A 16,792-nucleotide genomic window follows, 5' to 3' on the forward strand; every position below is an offset into this window, starting at 1 on the left:
AACAGTGAGCCCCGACGACTACACCCCGCATTCCGGCGATCGCCGCTATCGCGTCGAGCACTACGACCTGAGCGTCGACTACCGGCTCGGCACGAACCGGCTGGACGGTGTCGCCGTCGTGCGCGGGCGGGTCGTCGAGGCGACCAAGGCCGTCTCCCTGGACCTCGTGGGGCTGCGTGCGACCAAGGTGCGCGGCGACGTCGGCGGGCGCATCGGCTTCACGCAGACCGACCGGAAGCTCAAGGTCGCCTTCGGCCGCGAGCTCGCCGCGGGGGATCCGTTCGAGCTCACGATCTCGTACGGCGGCGCCCCGCGCCCGCGGCGCACGCGCTGGGGCACGCTCGGCTGGGAGGAGCTGGAGGACGGCGCGCTCGTCGCCTCGCAGCCCATCGGCGCGCCGTCGTGGTTCCCCTGCAACGATCACCCCGGCGACAAGGCGACGTACCGGATCTCGATCACCACGGACCCCGGATACGCGGTCGCCGCCGCGGAGCCGGTGTCGACGACGACCAAGGGCGGCCGCGCGACGTGGGTCTTCGAGCGCTCCACGCCGACGCCCAGTTACCTCGCGACCGTCCAGATCGGGAAATATGTCTCTCGAGGCATGGATCTCGCCGGTGTCGTGGGGCAGGTGCTGCATCCGGCGGGACTTGCCGCGCGGGTGGACGCGGACCTGGCGCCGCTGCCGCAGATGATGGCCGTGTTCGCCGAGGCGTTCGGGCCCTATCCGCTGCCGTCCTACCGGCTCGTCGTGACGGCCGACGACCTGGAGATCCCCCTCGAAGCGCAGGGCATGGGGGTGTTCGGTGCGAACCACATCGACGGGCGGGGGAGCCTCGAACGCCTCATCGCGCACGAGCTCGCGCATCAGTGGTTCGGCAACAGCGTGGGCGTCGCGCGCTGGCGGGACATCTGGCTGAACGAGGGCTTCGCCTGCTACGCCGAGTGGATCTGGTCCGAGCGCAGCGGCGGTCACAGCGCGCACGCGAAGGCGCTCGGGCACTGGGCCGCCCTCGCCGCCGAGCCGCAGGATCTCGTGTTGTCCGACCCGGGCCCGGAGCTCATGTTCGACGATCGGGTCTACAAGCGCGGGGCCCTGGCGCTGCACGCCTTGCGGATGACGGTCGGAGACGATGCGTTCTTCCGGATCCTGCGTTCGTGGACCGAGCGCAACGCGGGCGCGACGGCGACGACCGAGGACTTCCGCCTGCTGGCCGCGTCCGTCGCCGGACGCCGGCTTGAGGCGTTCTTCGACGCGTGGCTCGACCAGCCGGCGCTGCCGCCGCTGCCGGAGGCGGCCCCCGGCACCGGCGGAGTGGAGCCCGCCCCCGTGACCCAGGCCCTGAACGTCGTCCCGCGCGCCGTGGAGCAGCGTCGGTGACCGAGGAGACGCGGCAGCCTGGTGCGGTCGCGCGCGCCGACCGCAGAGCAGCTCTCGCGGAGGTCAGCACGCAGCTGGCTCCCACGCTCGGCCCCGAGGCGGCGAGGCGCGTCCGAGCCTTCGAGAACGGCGCGCTCTACGTCGACTCGACCATGTCGGGGGCCCTCCTGGCCTGGTTGATCGATGCCGTCCTGCTGTACGCCGTCGCGGTCACCGTGGCGATCCTCTACGGCACAGGATCCTTCGACCCCGATCGGGCGGTCGGAGCGGTCGTCATCGGGATCTCCCTGATCGTCGTGCTGCCCTTCGTCTACGGCTGGGCCTTTCGCAACGGCCGCGCCCTGGGCGGGGTGCTCACCGGCACGCAGGTGGTGCGGATGAAGGACGGAACCCCGATCGGGTTCGCGAAGGCCGGGTGGGCGATGCTGATCCGCACGGTGTTCCTGCCCTTCCTGTTCTGGGCCGCCATCGATGGCGTCGGCCAGGTCAGGGTGAGCATCGATCGGACCGCGACGGCGCGGCTCCACGACAGCGGAATCACCCGTCTGCCCTGAGGCTCGTCTTTCGTGCCCGACCCTCGGGCTCGCGGCCGGCTCAGGAATCGGATCCGGTCGCTCGCCCGATTCTGAGCAGCGACCGATCGAACACCGTGACGAGCAGGAACACCACGGCGATCCCGACCACGACCCAGCCCAGGACGTGCAGGCCGGCCGTCGTCGCCCGCGCACCGTAGACGTTGCCGTAGATCACGGCCGACACGATCGCGCCGAGGTAGAAGAACGTGCGCAGCAGACCGGCCGAGGAGGCGATGCGTGCGGGCTCGGCCTGGTAGTACAGCGAATTCTGGATCGCGAGATTGTTGAGACCCTGCGGGATGCCGAGCACCAGCATCGCGAGGACGAGGAACCAGACCGGCGACGACCCGGTCATGAACAGCACGAGGATCCCGGCGACGAGTTGCGCGGCGGATCCGACCAGCAGCTTGCCGAAGACTTCGGGCCGGCGTCCGAATGCGAGTGCGACCGCGATGCCCGCCGCGAACACCGGGAGCAGTACCAGCCCCGCGACGGTCGGGCTGAGGCCGCGGCCGTCTTCGAGCCACTGGGTGAAGCCGTAGACGAACGTGTACGAGATGGTCGCGGTCAGCAGCGATCGCACGTAGCTGAGCAGCAGCGGCCTGTTGCCGGAGAGCACGCGCACGTCGACGAAGGGATCCGGGACTCGGCGCTCCCACCACACGAAGACGGTTCCGGCCGCGAGTGCCACGACGAGCAGCCAGATCAGGGCCGGCGCGATGTTCTGCAGGAAGACGAGCAGGGCGAGCATCGTGACGGCGAAGAGGACGATCCCGATGCCGTCGATCCGTGGTCGGTCCTGTACGGCGGGCTCGAGCCCCGTTCGCCGGGGGAGGAAGAGCGCGCCCAGCAGCAGTGTGGCGAGTCCGAGCGGCACGTTGACGGCGAACGTGGCGCGCCAGCCCCAGGCGCCGACGAGCACGCCGCCGAGCGCGGGCGCGACCACGGCGATGGTCTGGGTCGTGACACTGAGCAGGGTGAGGATCCCGGCCGGCGAGGCGAGGCCGGTGCGCTCGCCCTCCGCGCGGATCATGTGCATCGCCGCGGGGTAGCCCGCGCAGGTGCCGAGGCCGAGGATGACGCGTGCCGCCACGAGCCACCAGATGCTGTCGCGGCTCTCCGGCGCGAGCATGCCGATCGTGCCGGCGGCGGTCACGAGCACCGCGCCGAGCAGGAAGAGGGAGCGCACGCCGAAGATGTCGACGAGGCGGCCGACCAGGGGCTGCCCGATCGCGGTGGCGAGGTAGAGGCTCGACACGAGCCACACGGTCTCGCGAGCCGGAGCGCCCAGCGCGAGGCCGATCGGGGTGAGCGCCACCGCGATGATCGCGGTGTTGATCGGGTTGAGGATCGCTCCCACCATCATCGGCGCGAGCAGTCGCCGATCGAACCGTCCCTCGGGAGCAGGACCCCCGATAGGTGCGGGGAAGCGCATCAGGGCAGCATCCGCTCGAGCACGGCCATGGCGGTGGAGACCGCGCGGAGGTCCGCGGGGTCGAGGTCGGTGAGGGCGTGCTCCAGCCAGGCGGCCGCGGCATCCTTCTGGCCCTCGATCCGCGCCCAGCCTGCGTCCGTGAGATCGATGATCTGCCGCCTTCCGTCGCTCGGGTCCTGGCTGCGGGTCACGAACCCCGCACTCTCCAGGGTCTCGACCGTCGCCGCCATCGACTGGGGCCGCACCCGTTCGGCGGCGGCCAGCGCGCTGACGGTCGAGACACCGCCCTTGCCCAGCCGAGCGAGCGCCGAGGCCTGCGACGGGGTCAGCGAGTCGTCGGCGCCCGCCTCGCGGAAGCGCCGCAACAGGCGGGCCACCACGGTTCGCAGATCGAGGGCGGTCTGCGCGGGACTCGGGATGGGGATGACGGTCTCGGACCCAGGCTCGGACATATCAACAGCCTAAACTGAACAGGTAAACCTGTCTATCTTGTGCGAGGATGCCGTCATGACCACCGCACTCCTGCTCATGGACTTCCAGAACGGCATCGCCGGGCGCTACGCCGCGGGCGGTTCCGACGTGATCGAGAACGCTGGGCGCGCACTCGCCGCGGCTCGGACCGCCGGGATCCCCGCCGTGTTCGTCCGTGTCGCTCTCCGCGAAGGATTCCCCGAGGCCGTCGCCCGGAACAAGTCCTTCGGCGCGATCAAGGACTCGACGACGTCTTCGCATCTGATCGAATCTGCGGAGGCCACGCAGATCGTCGCCGAGCTCGCGCCACTGCCGGAAGAGCCCGTGGTCGTCAAGCGCCGGATCGGCGCCTTCGCTTCCGACCTGGATGTGGTGCTGCGTGGGCTCGGTGCCGACGAACTGGTGCTCGCCGGCGTCTCCACGAGCGGGGCCGTGCTGAGCACGCTGCGCGACGCCGCGGATCGCGACTTCGGGCTCACGGTGCTCGCCGACGCCTGCGCGGATCAGGACCCGGAGGTGCACCGCGTGCTGCTCGAGAAGGTGTTCCCGCGCCAGGCCGACGTGGTCACGGTCGACGAGTGGGCCTCGGGCCTGGATCCGGATGCCGCAGCGCGAGCGTGACGATCAGGCCGGGGGCGGTGGCGACAGGCAGGATCCGGAATTCGCCGCCGTCCGGGACGGTCGCGCGGCCGTCCGGGGAGAGGCGCACCTGATCGGGTGAGAGCAGCAGCCCGCGCCCATCGGCTTTGAGCGCCGCCTCGATCGCGGTCCAGCCGCGAAGATCCGGCGGACTCGTCAGGGGGAACAGTGCGGCGAGGTCTGGCGCGGCGCGCTCCTGCTCGGCGTCGATGCCGAGGGCGGCGACGTCTCGATCCGAGCCGACGGCGACGACCACCCACGGACCCGCGTAGGCGACGCTCGCCAGCACCTGCGCGTGCGGCAGCAGTGGTCGCCCGTGCGGCCCACCGCACCCCGGGCAGCGCTGCTCGATCCGCAGGTCTGCCCCCGGGACGAGTTCGGCGGCCAGTTCCCGGATGAGGGCGCGCCCGGCCGCACGCCGGTCGTCAAGGGCGGAGCGCGTCCATGCGATCCGCACCCGCTCCACCGTCGCCCGCTGCACGTCACCAGGGTAGGGTGCAGCGCGCCCTGAGCCGGCGGGCATGGACGCCTCGGGGCACACCCGCTCGATAAGTTGAAGAAAACAACTTAAGGCTTGCGCGAGAGCGGCGGGCTCGCTATCGTCGGCTGTCGAAGCGCTTCACCAGCGCAATCCGTACCGACCGAAGAAGACCGGAGACGACGATGGCGAAGATCCACGAGGTGGCCGAGGCCGCCGGTGTGTCGATCAGCACCGTCTCGTATGCGCTGAGCGGCAAGCGGTCGATCTCACCGGCCACGCGGGACCGAGTGGAGCGTGCGGCCGCCCGGCTCGGCTACGAGCCGAACGCCGGGGCGCGGATGCTCGCGGGGCGCCGCACTCACATCTTCGCGCTCACCGAGCCGTTCCGGGCCGACACGCACGCCCCGACCCATATGAGCTTCGTGCTCGCGACCTCGATCGCCGCGCGCCGGTACGACTACGACATCCTGCTGCTGACGGACGCAGAGGCGTCGGCAGGGATGCGCCGGGTCTCGGCCAGCGGGCTCGTGGACGGGATCATCGTCCTCGACGTCGCGCCGGAGGATGACCGGGTCGCGCTGTCGCGTGCGATCGACGTGCCGACGGTCTTCATCGGCGTGCCCGACGACGTGGAGGGCCTCGTCTGCGTCGACCTCGACTTCGAAGCGGCCGCCGCGCTCGCCGTCGACCATCTCGCCGACGCGGGCCATCGCCGTATCGGGTTCCTCGGCCACCCGGAGAGCGCGTACGCGCTCTCGAACTTCCCTCCGCGGGTGCGCCGCGGCATCGAGCAGGCGGCGCGGCATCGCGCGGTCGCCCTCTCGACGGCCTTCCCCGGGGAGGGCGATGGGCGCCGCCGCGACATCGGCGATGCCGTGCGGCGCATGATCGGCGAAGGAGTCACCGCCCTGGCGCTGCACTGCGACGACGCAGCGCACTCGGCCGTCCTGGCGGAGCTCGCCGCGGCCGGGCTCTCGGTGCCGGGGGAGATGTCGGTCGTGTCGGTCGGCTCCTCGTTCGACACCTCCTCGTTCTCGACCCCGCTGGACCGCATCCCGCTCGAGCCCGAGATCTCTTGCGAGCTCGCGGTGGAGCTCGCGTCCCGTCTGGCCGACGGAGAGCACGTCGATCCGGGCGTGCGCCTCACCGCGCCGCGATATCAGTCCTTCGGCTCGGTGAGCGCTCCCCGCTGAGACCCGGCCGCGCCCCTCACCCGACTCCCGTCCACTCGATCACCCGTTCCGCACGTCCATCCCTTTTCCACCAATGTCGAAACGCTTCGACAATCTCATGGAGGTAGCAATGAAGCACACCAGGATCCTCGCGGCCGTCGTCGCGACGGCGGCCGTCGCCGCGGCTCTCACCGGCTGCAGCGGCGGCGCGAGCGGCAGCGGCGGCGACACGAACGGCGAGGGCAAGACCCTCCGTCTGTGGCACTACGAGGGCGCGGACAGCGCCATGGGTAAGGCATGGGCCGAGGCGATCAAGGTCTTCGAGAAGGAGACCGGGGCCAAGGTCGAGTTCGAGGAGAAGAGCTTCGAGCAGATCCGCTCCACGGCGAGCCAGGTGCTCAACTCCGATCAGGCGCCCGACGTGCTCGAGTACGCCAAGGGCAACGGAACCGCGGGCCTGCTGTCCAGCCAGGGACTGCTCGCCCCCCTCGACGATGCGGTGAAGAAGTACGGCTGGGACAAGAAGCTCGCCTCCAGTCTGCAGACGACCGCGAAGTACGACGACAAGGGCATCATGGGATCCGGCAGCTGGTACGGCGTGCCGAACTACGGTGAGTACGTCGAGGTCTACTACAACAAGACGGCGTTCGAGAAGGCCGGCGTCGCCGTGCCGACCTCGCTCTCGGAGTTCGAGACCGCGATGAAGACCTTGAAGGACGCCGGCCAGACTCCCCTCTCCGAGTCGGCGGCGGAGTACCCGCTCAGCCAGCTCTGGTACCAGCTGGCCTTGACCAAGGCCGACCGGTCGTTCATCGACGACTACCAGCTCTACAAGCACAAGGTGGACTGGAACGGCGAGCCGCTCACCTACGCCACCCAGACCATCGCGGACTGGACCGCGAAGGGGTACATCTCCAAGGACGCGAGCGGTGTCAAGGCCGAGGATGCGGGCGTCTCGTTCATCAACGGCCAGTCACCGATGTTCTACTCGGGCAGCTGGTGGTACGGCCGATTCATGAGCGAGATCAAGGGCTTCGAGTGGGGGACGTTCCTGTTCCCGGGCAGCGACTTCACCCCCGGATCCGCGGGGAACATGTGGGTCGTGCCGGAGCGTGCGAAGAACAAGGACCTCGCGGAGAAGTTCATCGACATCACGATGCGGCCCGAGATCCAGGCGATCCTCGGCAACAACGGCGGCGTGCCCGTCGCCGCCGACGTGTCCGCCATCACGGATGAGAAGTCGAAGCAGCTCATCGAGAACTTCAACACCATCACCAAGAACGACGGCATCGCGTTCTACCCCGACTGGCCCACCCCGACGTTCTACGACCAGATCAACGCCGGTCTGCAGGAGCTCGTCAACGGCACCAAGTCTCCCGCGGAGGTGCGCAAGCAGCTGGGTGAGCAGTACGCGTCCGGCGTGAAGGACATCGTCGGCTGAGGCCCTCGGGGGCTGCGGCGTCGTCCGCAGCCCCGGGCGCTCTCACCTCTCTACCGAAAGGACGACGGCATGTCCGACGCACGCAGCCTCATCCCGGGGTCGCGCCCGCGCGCATTCTGGCCCTATCTGCTCCCGGGGCTGATCCTGCTCATCGTGATCATCCTGATCCCGCTGGCCTGGAACGTCTATCTCACGTTCACGAGATACCGCGGCATCCGGCCTCCGCAGTGGATCGGGCTGAGCAACTGGCAGGAGCTGCTCGGCGACGAGGTGTTCTGGACCTCGTTCGGCAACTCCGTCGCGATGATCGTCGCGATGGTCGTGGTGCCGACCCTGCTCGGCCTTCTGCTGGCGGCGATGCTGTTCGACCTGATCGGCAAGAAGTTCGGCGGCCGGGTCGCGAGCTTCCTGCGCGCCACGTACTACCTGCCGCAGATCCTCCCCGCCGTGATCGCGGCGATCGTGATCGGCTGGATCCTGCGCCCGAAGAACGGCGCGCTCAACCAGGTGCTGGAAGCGATCGGCCTCGGCGCACTGCAGCACAACTGGCTGGGCAGCGGCGACACCGCACTCGTCAGCATCATGGTGATCATGGTCTGGGTGCAGCTGGGCTATCCGGTGGTGATCTTCATGGCCGCGCTGCAGCGGGTGGACCCGGAGCTGTACGAGGCGGCGGAACTGGACGGCGCCGGCTGGTTCCAGAGGTTCCGCGCCATCACCGTGGGCATCATCCGGCCCGAGATCTTCGTCGTCACGCTGACCTGCACGATCGCCGCGCTCAAGGTCTTCGGGCCCGTCTACGCGCTGACCCGCGGCGGTCCTGGCACGTCGACCATCGTTCCCGCGTACTACGCGTACAGCGAGTTCTTCCAGTCGCAGCAGGTCGGCTACGGCGCGACCATCGCGACCGCGCTGACCGTCGTCATCGCCATCGTGAGCGTGGTGTTCATCCTGGTGCAGAACCGCATGGAGAAGGAGGAGGCCCGATGAGCCGCCGGGGAATCGCGCGACGCCGGCCGTCCGACTGGGTGGTGCTCGCCGTCGCCATCGTGCTGGGTCTGCTCATCGCGGTGCCGCTGCTGCTGATCCTGATCAACTCGTTCAAGTCGCCCGGCGACTACAACCACTCGGGGCCAGTGTCGCTGCCGAAGGAGCTCTACTTCGACGGGATCAGCGCGTTCTGGAACCGGGTCGACTTCCCGCTCAAGCTCTGGAACAGCTTCTTCATCTCCGGCACGGTCGCCGTGCTGGCGGTGGGGCTGTCGATGCTCAACGCCTTCGCGCTCGGCATCGGCCGGATCAAGGGACGGCTGTGGATCGTCGTGCTGATCCTGCTGGCGAACATGCTGCCGCAGGAGGTGCTCCTGTATCCGCTGTACTTCCTGTTCAAGCAGGTCGGGCTGTACGACAACCCGTGGTCGGTGATCATCACCTTCACGGTCATCCAGTCGGCCTTCGGCACGTACCTGCTCTCCTCCGTTTTCAGCACGTTCCCCAAGGAGGTGCTCGAGGCGGCGGCGCTCGACGGCGCCGGTCGCTGGCACGTCCTGTGGCGTGTGGTGTTCCCGATCTCCCGGCCGACGCTGTCGGTGCTGCTCATCTTCTTCTTCATCTGGACGTGGAACGAGTTCCTCATCCCCCTGACGTTCCTCGTGTCGAACGCGAACCAGACGGTGCCCGTGGCGATCACGGCGCTGCAGGGCGACCGGCTCATGGACGTCACCACGACGAGCGCCTCGGCGCTGCTCGGTCTGCTGCCGACGCTCGTCTTCTTCCTCATCTTCCAGCGCACGCTGACGCGCGGCATCACGGCAGGAGCAGTCAAGTAATGAAGTTCACCGACGGGTTCTGGCAGCTCCGCCCCGGAGTCGACGCGCTGTACGCGCAGGAGGCGCGTGATCTCACCGCCCAGGAGGGCGAGCTCACCGTCTGGGCGCCGACCCGGGTGATCGCGTCGCGTGGCGACACCCTCAACCGCCCGATGCTGACGGTGTCGCTGGCGAGCCCCGCCGAGGGCGTGATCCGGGTGCGCATCGAACACCATCGTGGTGCAGCCGGTGCCGGTCGTGCGTTCGCGCTCGATGCCGACCCCGCGCACCGCGCCGAGGCACGCGTCGACGACGACGGCGGCGTGCTCGACGCCGGCGCCTTGTGGGCGCGCATCCGCCGCGGTGCGCCGTGGGAGCTCTCCTTCGAGCACGACGGCGGCGTGTACACCACCAGCGGTCACCGCTCGATCGGTTCGATCGCGCTCGCCTCGCACGCCGCGGTCGTGGCCGAGCCCGTCGGATCCGACGGCATCAGTCGCGAGGGGAAGGCCGAGGCGGCGAACTACATCCATGCGCAGCTCAGCCTCGACGTCGGCGAGCTCATCTACGGACTCGGCGAGCGGTTCGGCCCCTTCGTGAAGAACGGACAGACCGTCGACGTGTGGAACTCCGACGGCGGCACGTCGAGCGAGCAGTCGTACAAGAGCATCCCGTTCTATCTCTCCAACCGTGGCTACGGCGTGCTCGTCAACGACGCCGGCCATGTCTCGTTCGAGGTCGGATCCGAGGCAGTCGAGCAGGTGCAGTTCTCGGTGGCGGGGGAGAGGCTGGAGTTCTTCGTGATCGCCGGCCCCACTCCGGCCGAGGTGCTCGACCGGTACACCCGCCTCACCGGACGGCCGGCCCGGGTGCCGGACTGGTCGTATGGCCTGTGGCTGTCCACGAGCTTCACGACCGACTATGACGAGGCGACCGTCAACGGCTTCATCGACGGCATGGACCAGCGCGACATCCCGCTCGAGGTGTTCCACTTCGACTGCTTCTGGATGCGCGAGTTCCACTGGACCGACTTCGAGTGGGACCCGGCGGTGTTCCCCGATCCGGAGGGCATGCTCGCGCGTCTGCACGAACGGGGGCTGCGCGTGAGCACCTGGGTGAACCCGTACATCGCCCAGCGGTCGCGGCTGTTCGACGAAGGCATGGAGCACGGGTATCTGGTCCGGCGGCCCGACGGATCCGTGTTCCAGTGGGATCTCTGGCAGGCCGGGATGGCGCTGGTCGACTTCACGAACCCGGAGGCCACGGCCTGGTTCCAGGGCTACATCCGCCGCCTGCTGCGGCAGGGCGTCGACGCGGTCAAGACCGACTTCGGCGAGAGGATCCCGACCGGGCTGGCGTGGCACGACGGCAGCGATGCCGAGGCGATGCACCACCGCTACACGCACCTGTACAACCGGGCCGTGTTCGACGTGCTCGTCGAAGAGCGCGGCGAGGGCGAGGCGGTGCTGTTCGCCCGCTCGGCGACGACCGGTGGCCAGAGCATGCCGGTGCACTGGGGCGGCGACAACTCCTCGTCGTTCGTGTCGATGGCCGAGTCGCTGCGCGGCGGGCTCTCGCTCGCGCTCAGCGGGTTCGGATTCTGGAGCCACGACATCGGAGGCTTCGAGGGCGATCCGGATCCGGCGGTCTTCAAGAGGTGGCTCGCGTTCGGCCTGCTCTCCAGCCACTCGCGCCTGCACGGCTCGACCAACTACCGGGTGCCGTGGGCGTTCGATACCGGCGGCGAGGAGCCGGGGCAGAGCGCGGTCGACGTCGCTCGCGCCTTCACGAAGCTCAAGCGCTCCCTGCGCCCCTACCTGGTCGCGGCCGGCGAGGAGGCGCACCGCAGCGGCCGCCCGATCATGCGCCCGATGGTGCTCGAGTTCCCCGACGACCCGGCGGCGGGCCACCTCGACCGCCAGTACATGCTGGGCCCCGATCTGCTGGTGGCGCCCGTGTTCACCGCAGCCGGCGATGTCGAGTACTACCTGCCCCGCGGCCGGTGGACGAACTGGTTCACGCGCGAGCAGGTGCAGGGAGGCGGCTGGCGCCGCGAGACGCACGCCTTCGACACGGTTCCGCTGTGGATCCGGGAAGGCGCCGTGATCCCGGTCTCCGGCGAGGACGGCGTGCGGTCGGAGGTGCGCGGGTGAGCGGCGTCTGAGGTCCCGGGTCGACGGATCCGACCTCGACGCGCGGACGCGGGGCGAGTAGCTTCTGCTCATGGGAGACCGTGTCGATGATCGGGTGTTCACCCGGCAGGACCGCACGCAGTTCCGCGAGAAGACGGCGCGGTGCCTCGACGCCCTGGCCAGCATGCTCGCCGACGGCCAGTTCGAGGTGTCCGAGCCGCGGCTGGGTCTCGAGATCGAGCTGAACCTGGTCGACGACGCCTGCGACCCGGCCATGGCCAACGCACGGGCGCTCGAGGCGATCGCCGACCCCGCGTTCCAGACCGAGCTCGGCCAGTTCAACATCGAGATCAACGTCGAACCGCGCCCGCTCGCCGGCGGCAACGTGATCCGGCTCGAGGAATCCCTGCGCGAGGCGCTGAACGCCGCCGATGCGAAGGCGCGCAGCACGGGGTGCGGGCTCGCCATGATCGGGATGCTCCCCACGCTCGACGAGCACCACTTCACGAGCGAGTGGCTCTCCGAGGATCCGCGCTACGACCTGCTCAGTCAGCAGATCCTGGCTGCCCGCGGGGAGGACATCGAGCTGCGCCTCGACGGCGCCGCCCTCACCGGCGCGGGCGGTCGGGAGAGCCTCGACATCGTGTGCGACACGATCCTGCCCGAGGCCGCGTGCACCTCGGTGCAGCTGCACCTGCAGGTCGACCCGGCCGACTTCGCGGCCTACTGGAACTCGGCGCAGGCCATCGCCGGCGTGCAGGTGGCCCTGGCCGCGAACTCGCCGTTCTTCGCGGGGCGGGCGCTGTGGCACGAGACCCGGATCCCGCTGTTCGAGCAGGCGACCGACACCCGCTCGGTCGAGCTGAAGAACCAGCGGGTGCGCCCGCGCGTGTGGTTCGGTGAGCGCTGGGTGACCTCGATCTTCGATCTCTTCGAGGAGAACTCGCGCTACTTCCCGGCCCTGCTTCCGGTGACGACCGAGGAGGATCCGTTCGAGGTGCTCGCGCGCGGCGGTACCCCCGCGCTCGCCGAGTTGCGCATGCACAACGGCACCGTCTACCGGTGGAACCGGCCGATCTACGACGGGCACGGCGACCGCTACCACCTGCGTCTCGAGAACCGCGTGCTGCCGGCGGGGCCCTCGATCGTGGACGTGCTCGCCGACGCCGCGTTCTACTACGGCCTGGTGCGCAGCCTCGCGCTCGCGGACCGGCCGTTGTGGACGCAGATGACGTTCGACGCCGCGGAGGAGAACCTGCATTCCGCGGCACGCGACGGCATCGAGTCGCGGCTGTACTGGCCCGAGGTGGGCTGGATCGGTCCGCGCGAGCTCGTGCTGCGCCGGCTTCTGCCGCTCGCCGCGGAGGGGCTGGACGGCTTCGGCGTTGATGCGGCCGCGCGCGACCGATACCTCGGGGTCATCGAGCAGAGGTGCCTGACCGGTCGCAACGGCGCGGTCTGGCAGCGGGAGGCCGTCGCAGCCCGGGAGCGCGCCGGCGCCACGCGGTCCGAGGCGCTGCACGGCATGCTCGCCGACTACCTCGAGCGCATGCACACCGGGGAGCCCGTGCACACCTGGACGCTCTGAGTACGTCGGCCGCCCTTCGTACCGCCGAGGGGGCTGTGCCTTCTTCGTTCACTGGTCCCGAATTGCGGTTCTGCAGGCACAGAACCCGCAATTCGCGACCAGTGAACGGGCCCCGCCCTGTCAGATCCCGGCGAGGAACTCTTGGATCCGGTCGGCCGCGGGGCCCGCGTCACGGATCATCGTCTCGTGTCCGCAGCCCGGGATCTCCGCCAGTTCGCCCTGCGGGATCGCGTCGGCGACGGAACGGGTCCACACCGGCGGGCAGACCGGATCGCGCGAGCCGCGCAGGACCAGCGTGGGCACGGAGATCCGCGGATAGACCTGCTCCGGGCGATGCGCGACCGTGGCACGGATCTTGCGGACGATGTGCGGGCCGGCGCGCAGGTACTCGCGCACGCCGCGGATCACCACGCGGGGATCGATCGAGGCAGTGTCGTGCAGGAAGCGCAGCCCCTGTCTCACCACGCGGCGGGCGCCGGCGTCGACGGTCGGCGCCGCCAGCACGACCGCACGCACCCGGTCGGGATGGCGCACCGCCAGCTCCGCCGCCACCTGGCTGCCCATCGAGTGCCCGATCACGGTCACCGGCGGTGTGCCGGTCGAGGCGAGGTGCGCGGCGATCAGGTCGGCGTGCTGGGGCATCGTGAGCGGCAGCTCGGGCTCGGGCGCCGCGCCGAATCCCGGCAGGTCGACGGCGACGACGGTGCCGTCGAGGCGGCGGGCGAGTTCGGCGAAGACGCTGCGCCCCATGCCCAGGCCGTGCACGAGCAGCAACACGTCCGATCCGGATCCGGTCCGCTCGACGATCAGGGTGGATGAGCCCTCCACGAAGGCGGTGACGCTCCCGCCGAGCGCCGGTGTCAGATCGGGAGTGCTCACCCCACCACTTCATCACATCGCGCCGAGTCCGGCCGCGAGCAGCGGGGCGCCCACGGCCGCAGGACGGCGAGGCTCAGCCCGCGGGCTTGAGCACCAGCGTGTCCACGGCGGCCGCATCCACGGCCTTCTTCGTGAACGCCCAGGGGGACTGCACGCCCTTCGACCAGTTCTCGGTCTGGTCGGTGTAGTGCGGGCTGAAGGCGTGGCCGCTCGCGCCGGTGAGGTGGTTCCACGTGGAGGCGTCGAAGTCGGAGAGGTCGACCACCATCCGCATCGACGGCACCGTGGTCGTCGCGTAGGAGCCGCCGAGCGTCCAGCCGGTGGCATCCACGAGAGAGGATCCACCGCCGACGGGGTACGGACCGCGGTTGAACAGCCACTCGATCGGTGCGATGCCGCTCTTGCCGAGCGTCTGATGGGTGAGCGTGATCGCGTGCAGGTCGCCCCAGTTCCACCGGGCCGGATCCGATCCCTGCGCGGTCGAGAGTTCGTCATAGGCCTGCTTCGCCGACAGGGCCAGCATCTCGTCGCGCCCGGACACGCCGATCTTCGGGTTGGTCCAGAGCGGGTCATCCGGGTTCTCGAGCATCGGTCCGACCACGGTGAACAGTCGTCCTTGCCCGTCCATCGGCAGCGGATGCTCGCGGTTCGCGAAGAGGTTGAGCGCCAGCTTCTGCCAGAGCACGTTCGCATAGGCGGCGGCGGGCGAGTCGGCGGTGGCCTGCGCGTCCCAGGTCTTGAGCAGCTTCACGGCCTTGCGCACACCGGCATCCTTTGAGGCCGGGATCTCCTGCATCTCCGCCGCGAGCTGTTTGCCGATCCAGCTCTGCTGATCGAACTGGATGTCGCGCATGTCCTGCGTCGTGAGCGGATGCTGCTTCGCGGTGCGTTCGATGAGATCGGCGATCCGTGCGGCGCGATAGCCGTAGTCCCAGTCGCGCGACAGGAAGTACGGGTAGCTGTCCGGCACGATCGCGTTGTTCGCGGTGACGATGTAGCCCTCGTCCGGGTTGTACGAGACGGGGAGCTTCTCGAAGGGGATGTACCCGGTCCAGTCGGACGCGCTCGACCAGCCCGGCTGCGGGAAGTAGCCGTTTCCGGCACCGCGGATCGGCAGGCGTCCGGGCGTCTGGTAGCCGATGTTGCCCTTCTGGTCGGCGTAGATGAGGTTCTGCGCCGGCACGTCGAACAGCGACGCCGCATGCCGGAAACCGGTGAAGTCCGCAGCGGTGTTCATGGCGAAGATGGCGGTCGACGTGGTGCCCGGATCCAGTGCGGTCCAGCGCAGGCTCACCGCGTACTGGCCGGGAAGCGCGTCGGTCGCGGCATCGGGGGCGACGCCCGTCTCGCCCCCCGGTGAGGCCGTGTCGGTGCGCCCCACGATCGGGGTCTTCGCGAGCGCGGTGAAGTCGTCGGTCAGCCCGGAGACGATCGGGCCGTGCGCGGTGGAGCGGACGGTGAGCGTGATGTCGGCGGAGCCCGCGACCTTGACGGTCTCGGTGCGCGTCTGCAGCGGCACGCGCACGCCGTCGCGCCAGTAGCTGTCGCCGTCGATCTTCTCGATGTACAGGTCGGTCACGTCGGTGGTGAGGTTCGTGAACCCCCAGGCGATGTTCGCGTTGTGCCCGATCACGATGCTCGGCAGGCCGGAGAACGAGAACCCGGCCACGTCGAACGGGCAGGCGGTGCTCACCGTGCGGCAGCGCAGCTGCATCTGGTACCAGACCGAGGGGAGCGCCGCACCCAGGTGCGGGTCGTTCGCGAGCAGCGGCTTGCCGGTCGCGGTGAGGGATCCGGAGACCACCCAGGAGTTGGATCCGATGCCCTCGCCGGGGTCTCCGAGCAGCGTCTGGACAGCCTCGAGGGTGTTGCGCGCGGTGGTCCACGTCACGCCGGTCGCTGAGCTCGTCGAAGCGCCCGCACCGGTGCCGGCCGGCGCGCTCGCCGCCCCGGATCCGCCGCCCTGCTCCATCGGGGTGATGGTGGGCACGATCACGGGGTGCTCGTCGAACGGGTAGGCGGGGTAGATCTCGTTCATGGTCGCCGCGTCCACGGTGGGGGCGAGCAGTGCGCGCGTCGTCTCGGACTCGACGTTGCCACGCAGATCCCAGGCCATCGCCTTCAGCCAGGCGACGGAATCGGCGGGGGTCCACTTCTCGATGGTGTAGTCCGGATTGGTCATGCCGACCACGGCATATTCGAAGGATGCCTCGGCGCCCTCGTGGTCCGCGAGGTAGGCGTTCACGCCGTCCGCGTACGCCTGGTAGTAGCCGCGGGTGGTAGCGTCCATCGCCGCCCCCTCCTTCTCGGCGATGCCGTGCCAGTCGAGGGTGCGCAGGAACTCGTCGGTGGCGACCTGGGAGGATCCGAACAGCTCGGCGACCCTGCCGCTCGTCACGTGCCGGCGGAAGTCCATCTCCCAGAACCGGTCCTGCGCGTGTACGAAGCCCTGCGCGTAGAACAGATCGTGCGTGTTGTCGGCCGTGACGGTTGGGATCCCACGGTCGTCGCGCTGCACGGTCACCTGCGCCTGCAGCCCTTTCAGCGCCAGCTCTCCCGAGGTCTGCGGGAACGAGCGCTGCACGGTCCACACCAGGACCAGAGCGGCCGCCGTGGCGAGGATCACGACACCTGCGAGCACCCCGAAGACGGTGCGCCCGATGATCCGCCCGATGCGAGGCCGGGGCTTCACCGTGGGATCGGCAGACGACATGGGCGCTCCTTCGCGTGACACGGAGTCCCATGAAGCTGCGGATCGGGTCGCAGCTCGTGAGACGTCCTCGCATCCTA

General features: G+C 69.6%; 14 protein-coding genes. 9 read left to right on the plus strand and 5 right to left on the minus strand.

All coding sequences use genetic code 11. From position 1 onward, the window contains the following. The first annotated feature begins 4 nt into the window (after nucleotides 1-4). Nucleotides 5-1,381, plus strand: a complete 1,377-nt coding sequence (locus ACTJI8_RS07445; protein ID WP_440732780.1) for a M1 family metallopeptidase — start codon at nucleotides 5-7, stop codon at nucleotides 1,379-1,381. Beyond that, the gene (locus tag ACTJI8_RS07450; protein WP_440732781.1) at nucleotides 1,378-1,935 is read left to right on the plus strand and encodes an RDD family protein; all 558 of its coding nucleotides are present in this window, start codon (nucleotides 1,378-1,380) and stop codon (nucleotides 1,933-1,935) included. The genes ACTJI8_RS07445 and ACTJI8_RS07450 overlap by 4 nt, the downstream gene beginning before the upstream one ends. 40 nt (nucleotides 1,936-1,975) lie before the next feature. Here ACTJI8_RS07450 and ACTJI8_RS07455 read toward each other — a convergent pair whose 3' ends face one another. Next, nucleotides 1,976-3,391, minus strand: coding sequence for an MFS transporter (locus ACTJI8_RS07455; RefSeq protein ID WP_440732782.1), 1,416 nt, complete (start codon nucleotides 3,389-3,391; stop codon nucleotides 1,976-1,978). Beyond that, complete coding sequence (locus ACTJI8_RS07460) at nucleotides 3,391-3,843, minus strand: MarR family winged helix-turn-helix transcriptional regulator (RefSeq protein WP_440732783.1); 453 nt, start codon at nucleotides 3,841-3,843, stop codon at nucleotides 3,391-3,393. Before ACTJI8_RS07460 ends, ACTJI8_RS07455 begins: the two co-directional genes overlap by 1 nt. 55 nt (nucleotides 3,844-3,898) lie before the next feature. Here ACTJI8_RS07460 and ACTJI8_RS07465 point away from each other — a divergent pair, with 55 nt between their 5' ends. Continuing rightward, nucleotides 3,899-4,483, plus strand: a complete 585-nt coding sequence (locus ACTJI8_RS07465; RefSeq protein ID WP_440732784.1) for a cysteine hydrolase family protein — start codon at nucleotides 3,899-3,901, stop codon at nucleotides 4,481-4,483. Here ACTJI8_RS07465 and ACTJI8_RS07470 read toward each other — a convergent pair. Beyond that, entirely contained in the window at nucleotides 4,428-4,982 is a 555-nt protein-coding gene (locus ACTJI8_RS07470; protein ID WP_440732785.1) for a 4'-phosphopantetheinyl transferase family protein, read from the minus strand. The genes ACTJI8_RS07465 and ACTJI8_RS07470 overlap by 56 nt on opposite strands. A gap of 182 nt (nucleotides 4,983-5,164) precedes the next feature. On the opposite strand from ACTJI8_RS07470, the gene ACTJI8_RS07475 reads away from it, so the two are divergent. From ACTJI8_RS07475 to ACTJI8_RS07500, 6 genes are all read left to right on the plus strand, one after another. Next, nucleotides 5,165-6,175: a LacI family DNA-binding transcriptional regulator gene (locus tag ACTJI8_RS07475; RefSeq protein ID WP_440732786.1), complete on the plus strand. Its 1,011-nt coding sequence runs from the start codon at nucleotides 5,165-5,167 to the stop codon at nucleotides 6,173-6,175. A 109-nt stretch (nucleotides 6,176-6,284) separates the two neighbouring features. Next, on the plus strand, nucleotides 6,285-7,595 hold the full coding sequence (locus ACTJI8_RS07480) for an ABC transporter substrate-binding protein (protein WP_440732787.1): 1,311 nt from the start codon (nucleotides 6,285-6,287) through the stop codon (nucleotides 7,593-7,595). A gap of 69 nt (nucleotides 7,596-7,664) precedes the next feature. Further along, nucleotides 7,665-8,585, plus strand: a complete 921-nt coding sequence (locus ACTJI8_RS07485; protein WP_440732788.1) for a carbohydrate ABC transporter permease — start codon at nucleotides 7,665-7,667, stop codon at nucleotides 8,583-8,585. Next, nucleotides 8,582-9,424 carry a carbohydrate ABC transporter permease gene (locus tag ACTJI8_RS07490; protein WP_440732789.1) on the plus strand — a complete coding sequence of 281 codons (843 nt, stop codon included), beginning with the start codon at nucleotides 8,582-8,584 and terminating at the stop codon, nucleotides 9,422-9,424. Before ACTJI8_RS07485 ends, ACTJI8_RS07490 begins: the two co-directional genes overlap by 4 nt. After that, entirely contained in the window at nucleotides 9,424-11,556 is a 2,133-nt protein-coding gene (gene yicI / locus ACTJI8_RS07495) for an alpha-xylosidase (RefSeq protein ID WP_440732790.1), read from the plus strand. The genes ACTJI8_RS07490 and yicI overlap by 1 nt, the downstream gene beginning before the upstream one ends. 70 nt (nucleotides 11,557-11,626) lie before the next feature. Beyond that, complete coding sequence (locus ACTJI8_RS07500; RefSeq protein WP_440732791.1) at nucleotides 11,627-13,123, plus strand: glutamate-cysteine ligase family protein; 1,497 nt, start codon at nucleotides 11,627-11,629, stop codon at nucleotides 13,121-13,123. A gap of 120 nt (nucleotides 13,124-13,243) precedes the next feature. On the opposite strand, the gene ACTJI8_RS07505 is transcribed toward ACTJI8_RS07500, so the two are convergent. Together ACTJI8_RS07505 and ACTJI8_RS07510 are read right to left on the minus strand one after the other, a co-directional pair. Then, nucleotides 13,244-14,002: an alpha/beta fold hydrolase gene (locus tag ACTJI8_RS07505; protein ID WP_440732792.1), complete on the minus strand. Its 759-nt coding sequence runs from the start codon at nucleotides 14,000-14,002 to the stop codon at nucleotides 13,244-13,246. A gap of 73 nt (nucleotides 14,003-14,075) precedes the next feature. After that, entirely contained in the window at nucleotides 14,076-16,715 is a 2,640-nt protein-coding gene (locus ACTJI8_RS07510) for a penicillin acylase family protein (protein WP_440732793.1), read from the minus strand. Nucleotides 16,716-16,792 lie beyond the last annotated feature (77 nt).

It is taken from the genome of Microbacterium sp. 22303 (assembly GCF_052045265.1).
GTDB lineage: Bacteria > Actinomycetota > Actinomycetes > Actinomycetales > Microbacteriaceae > Microbacterium.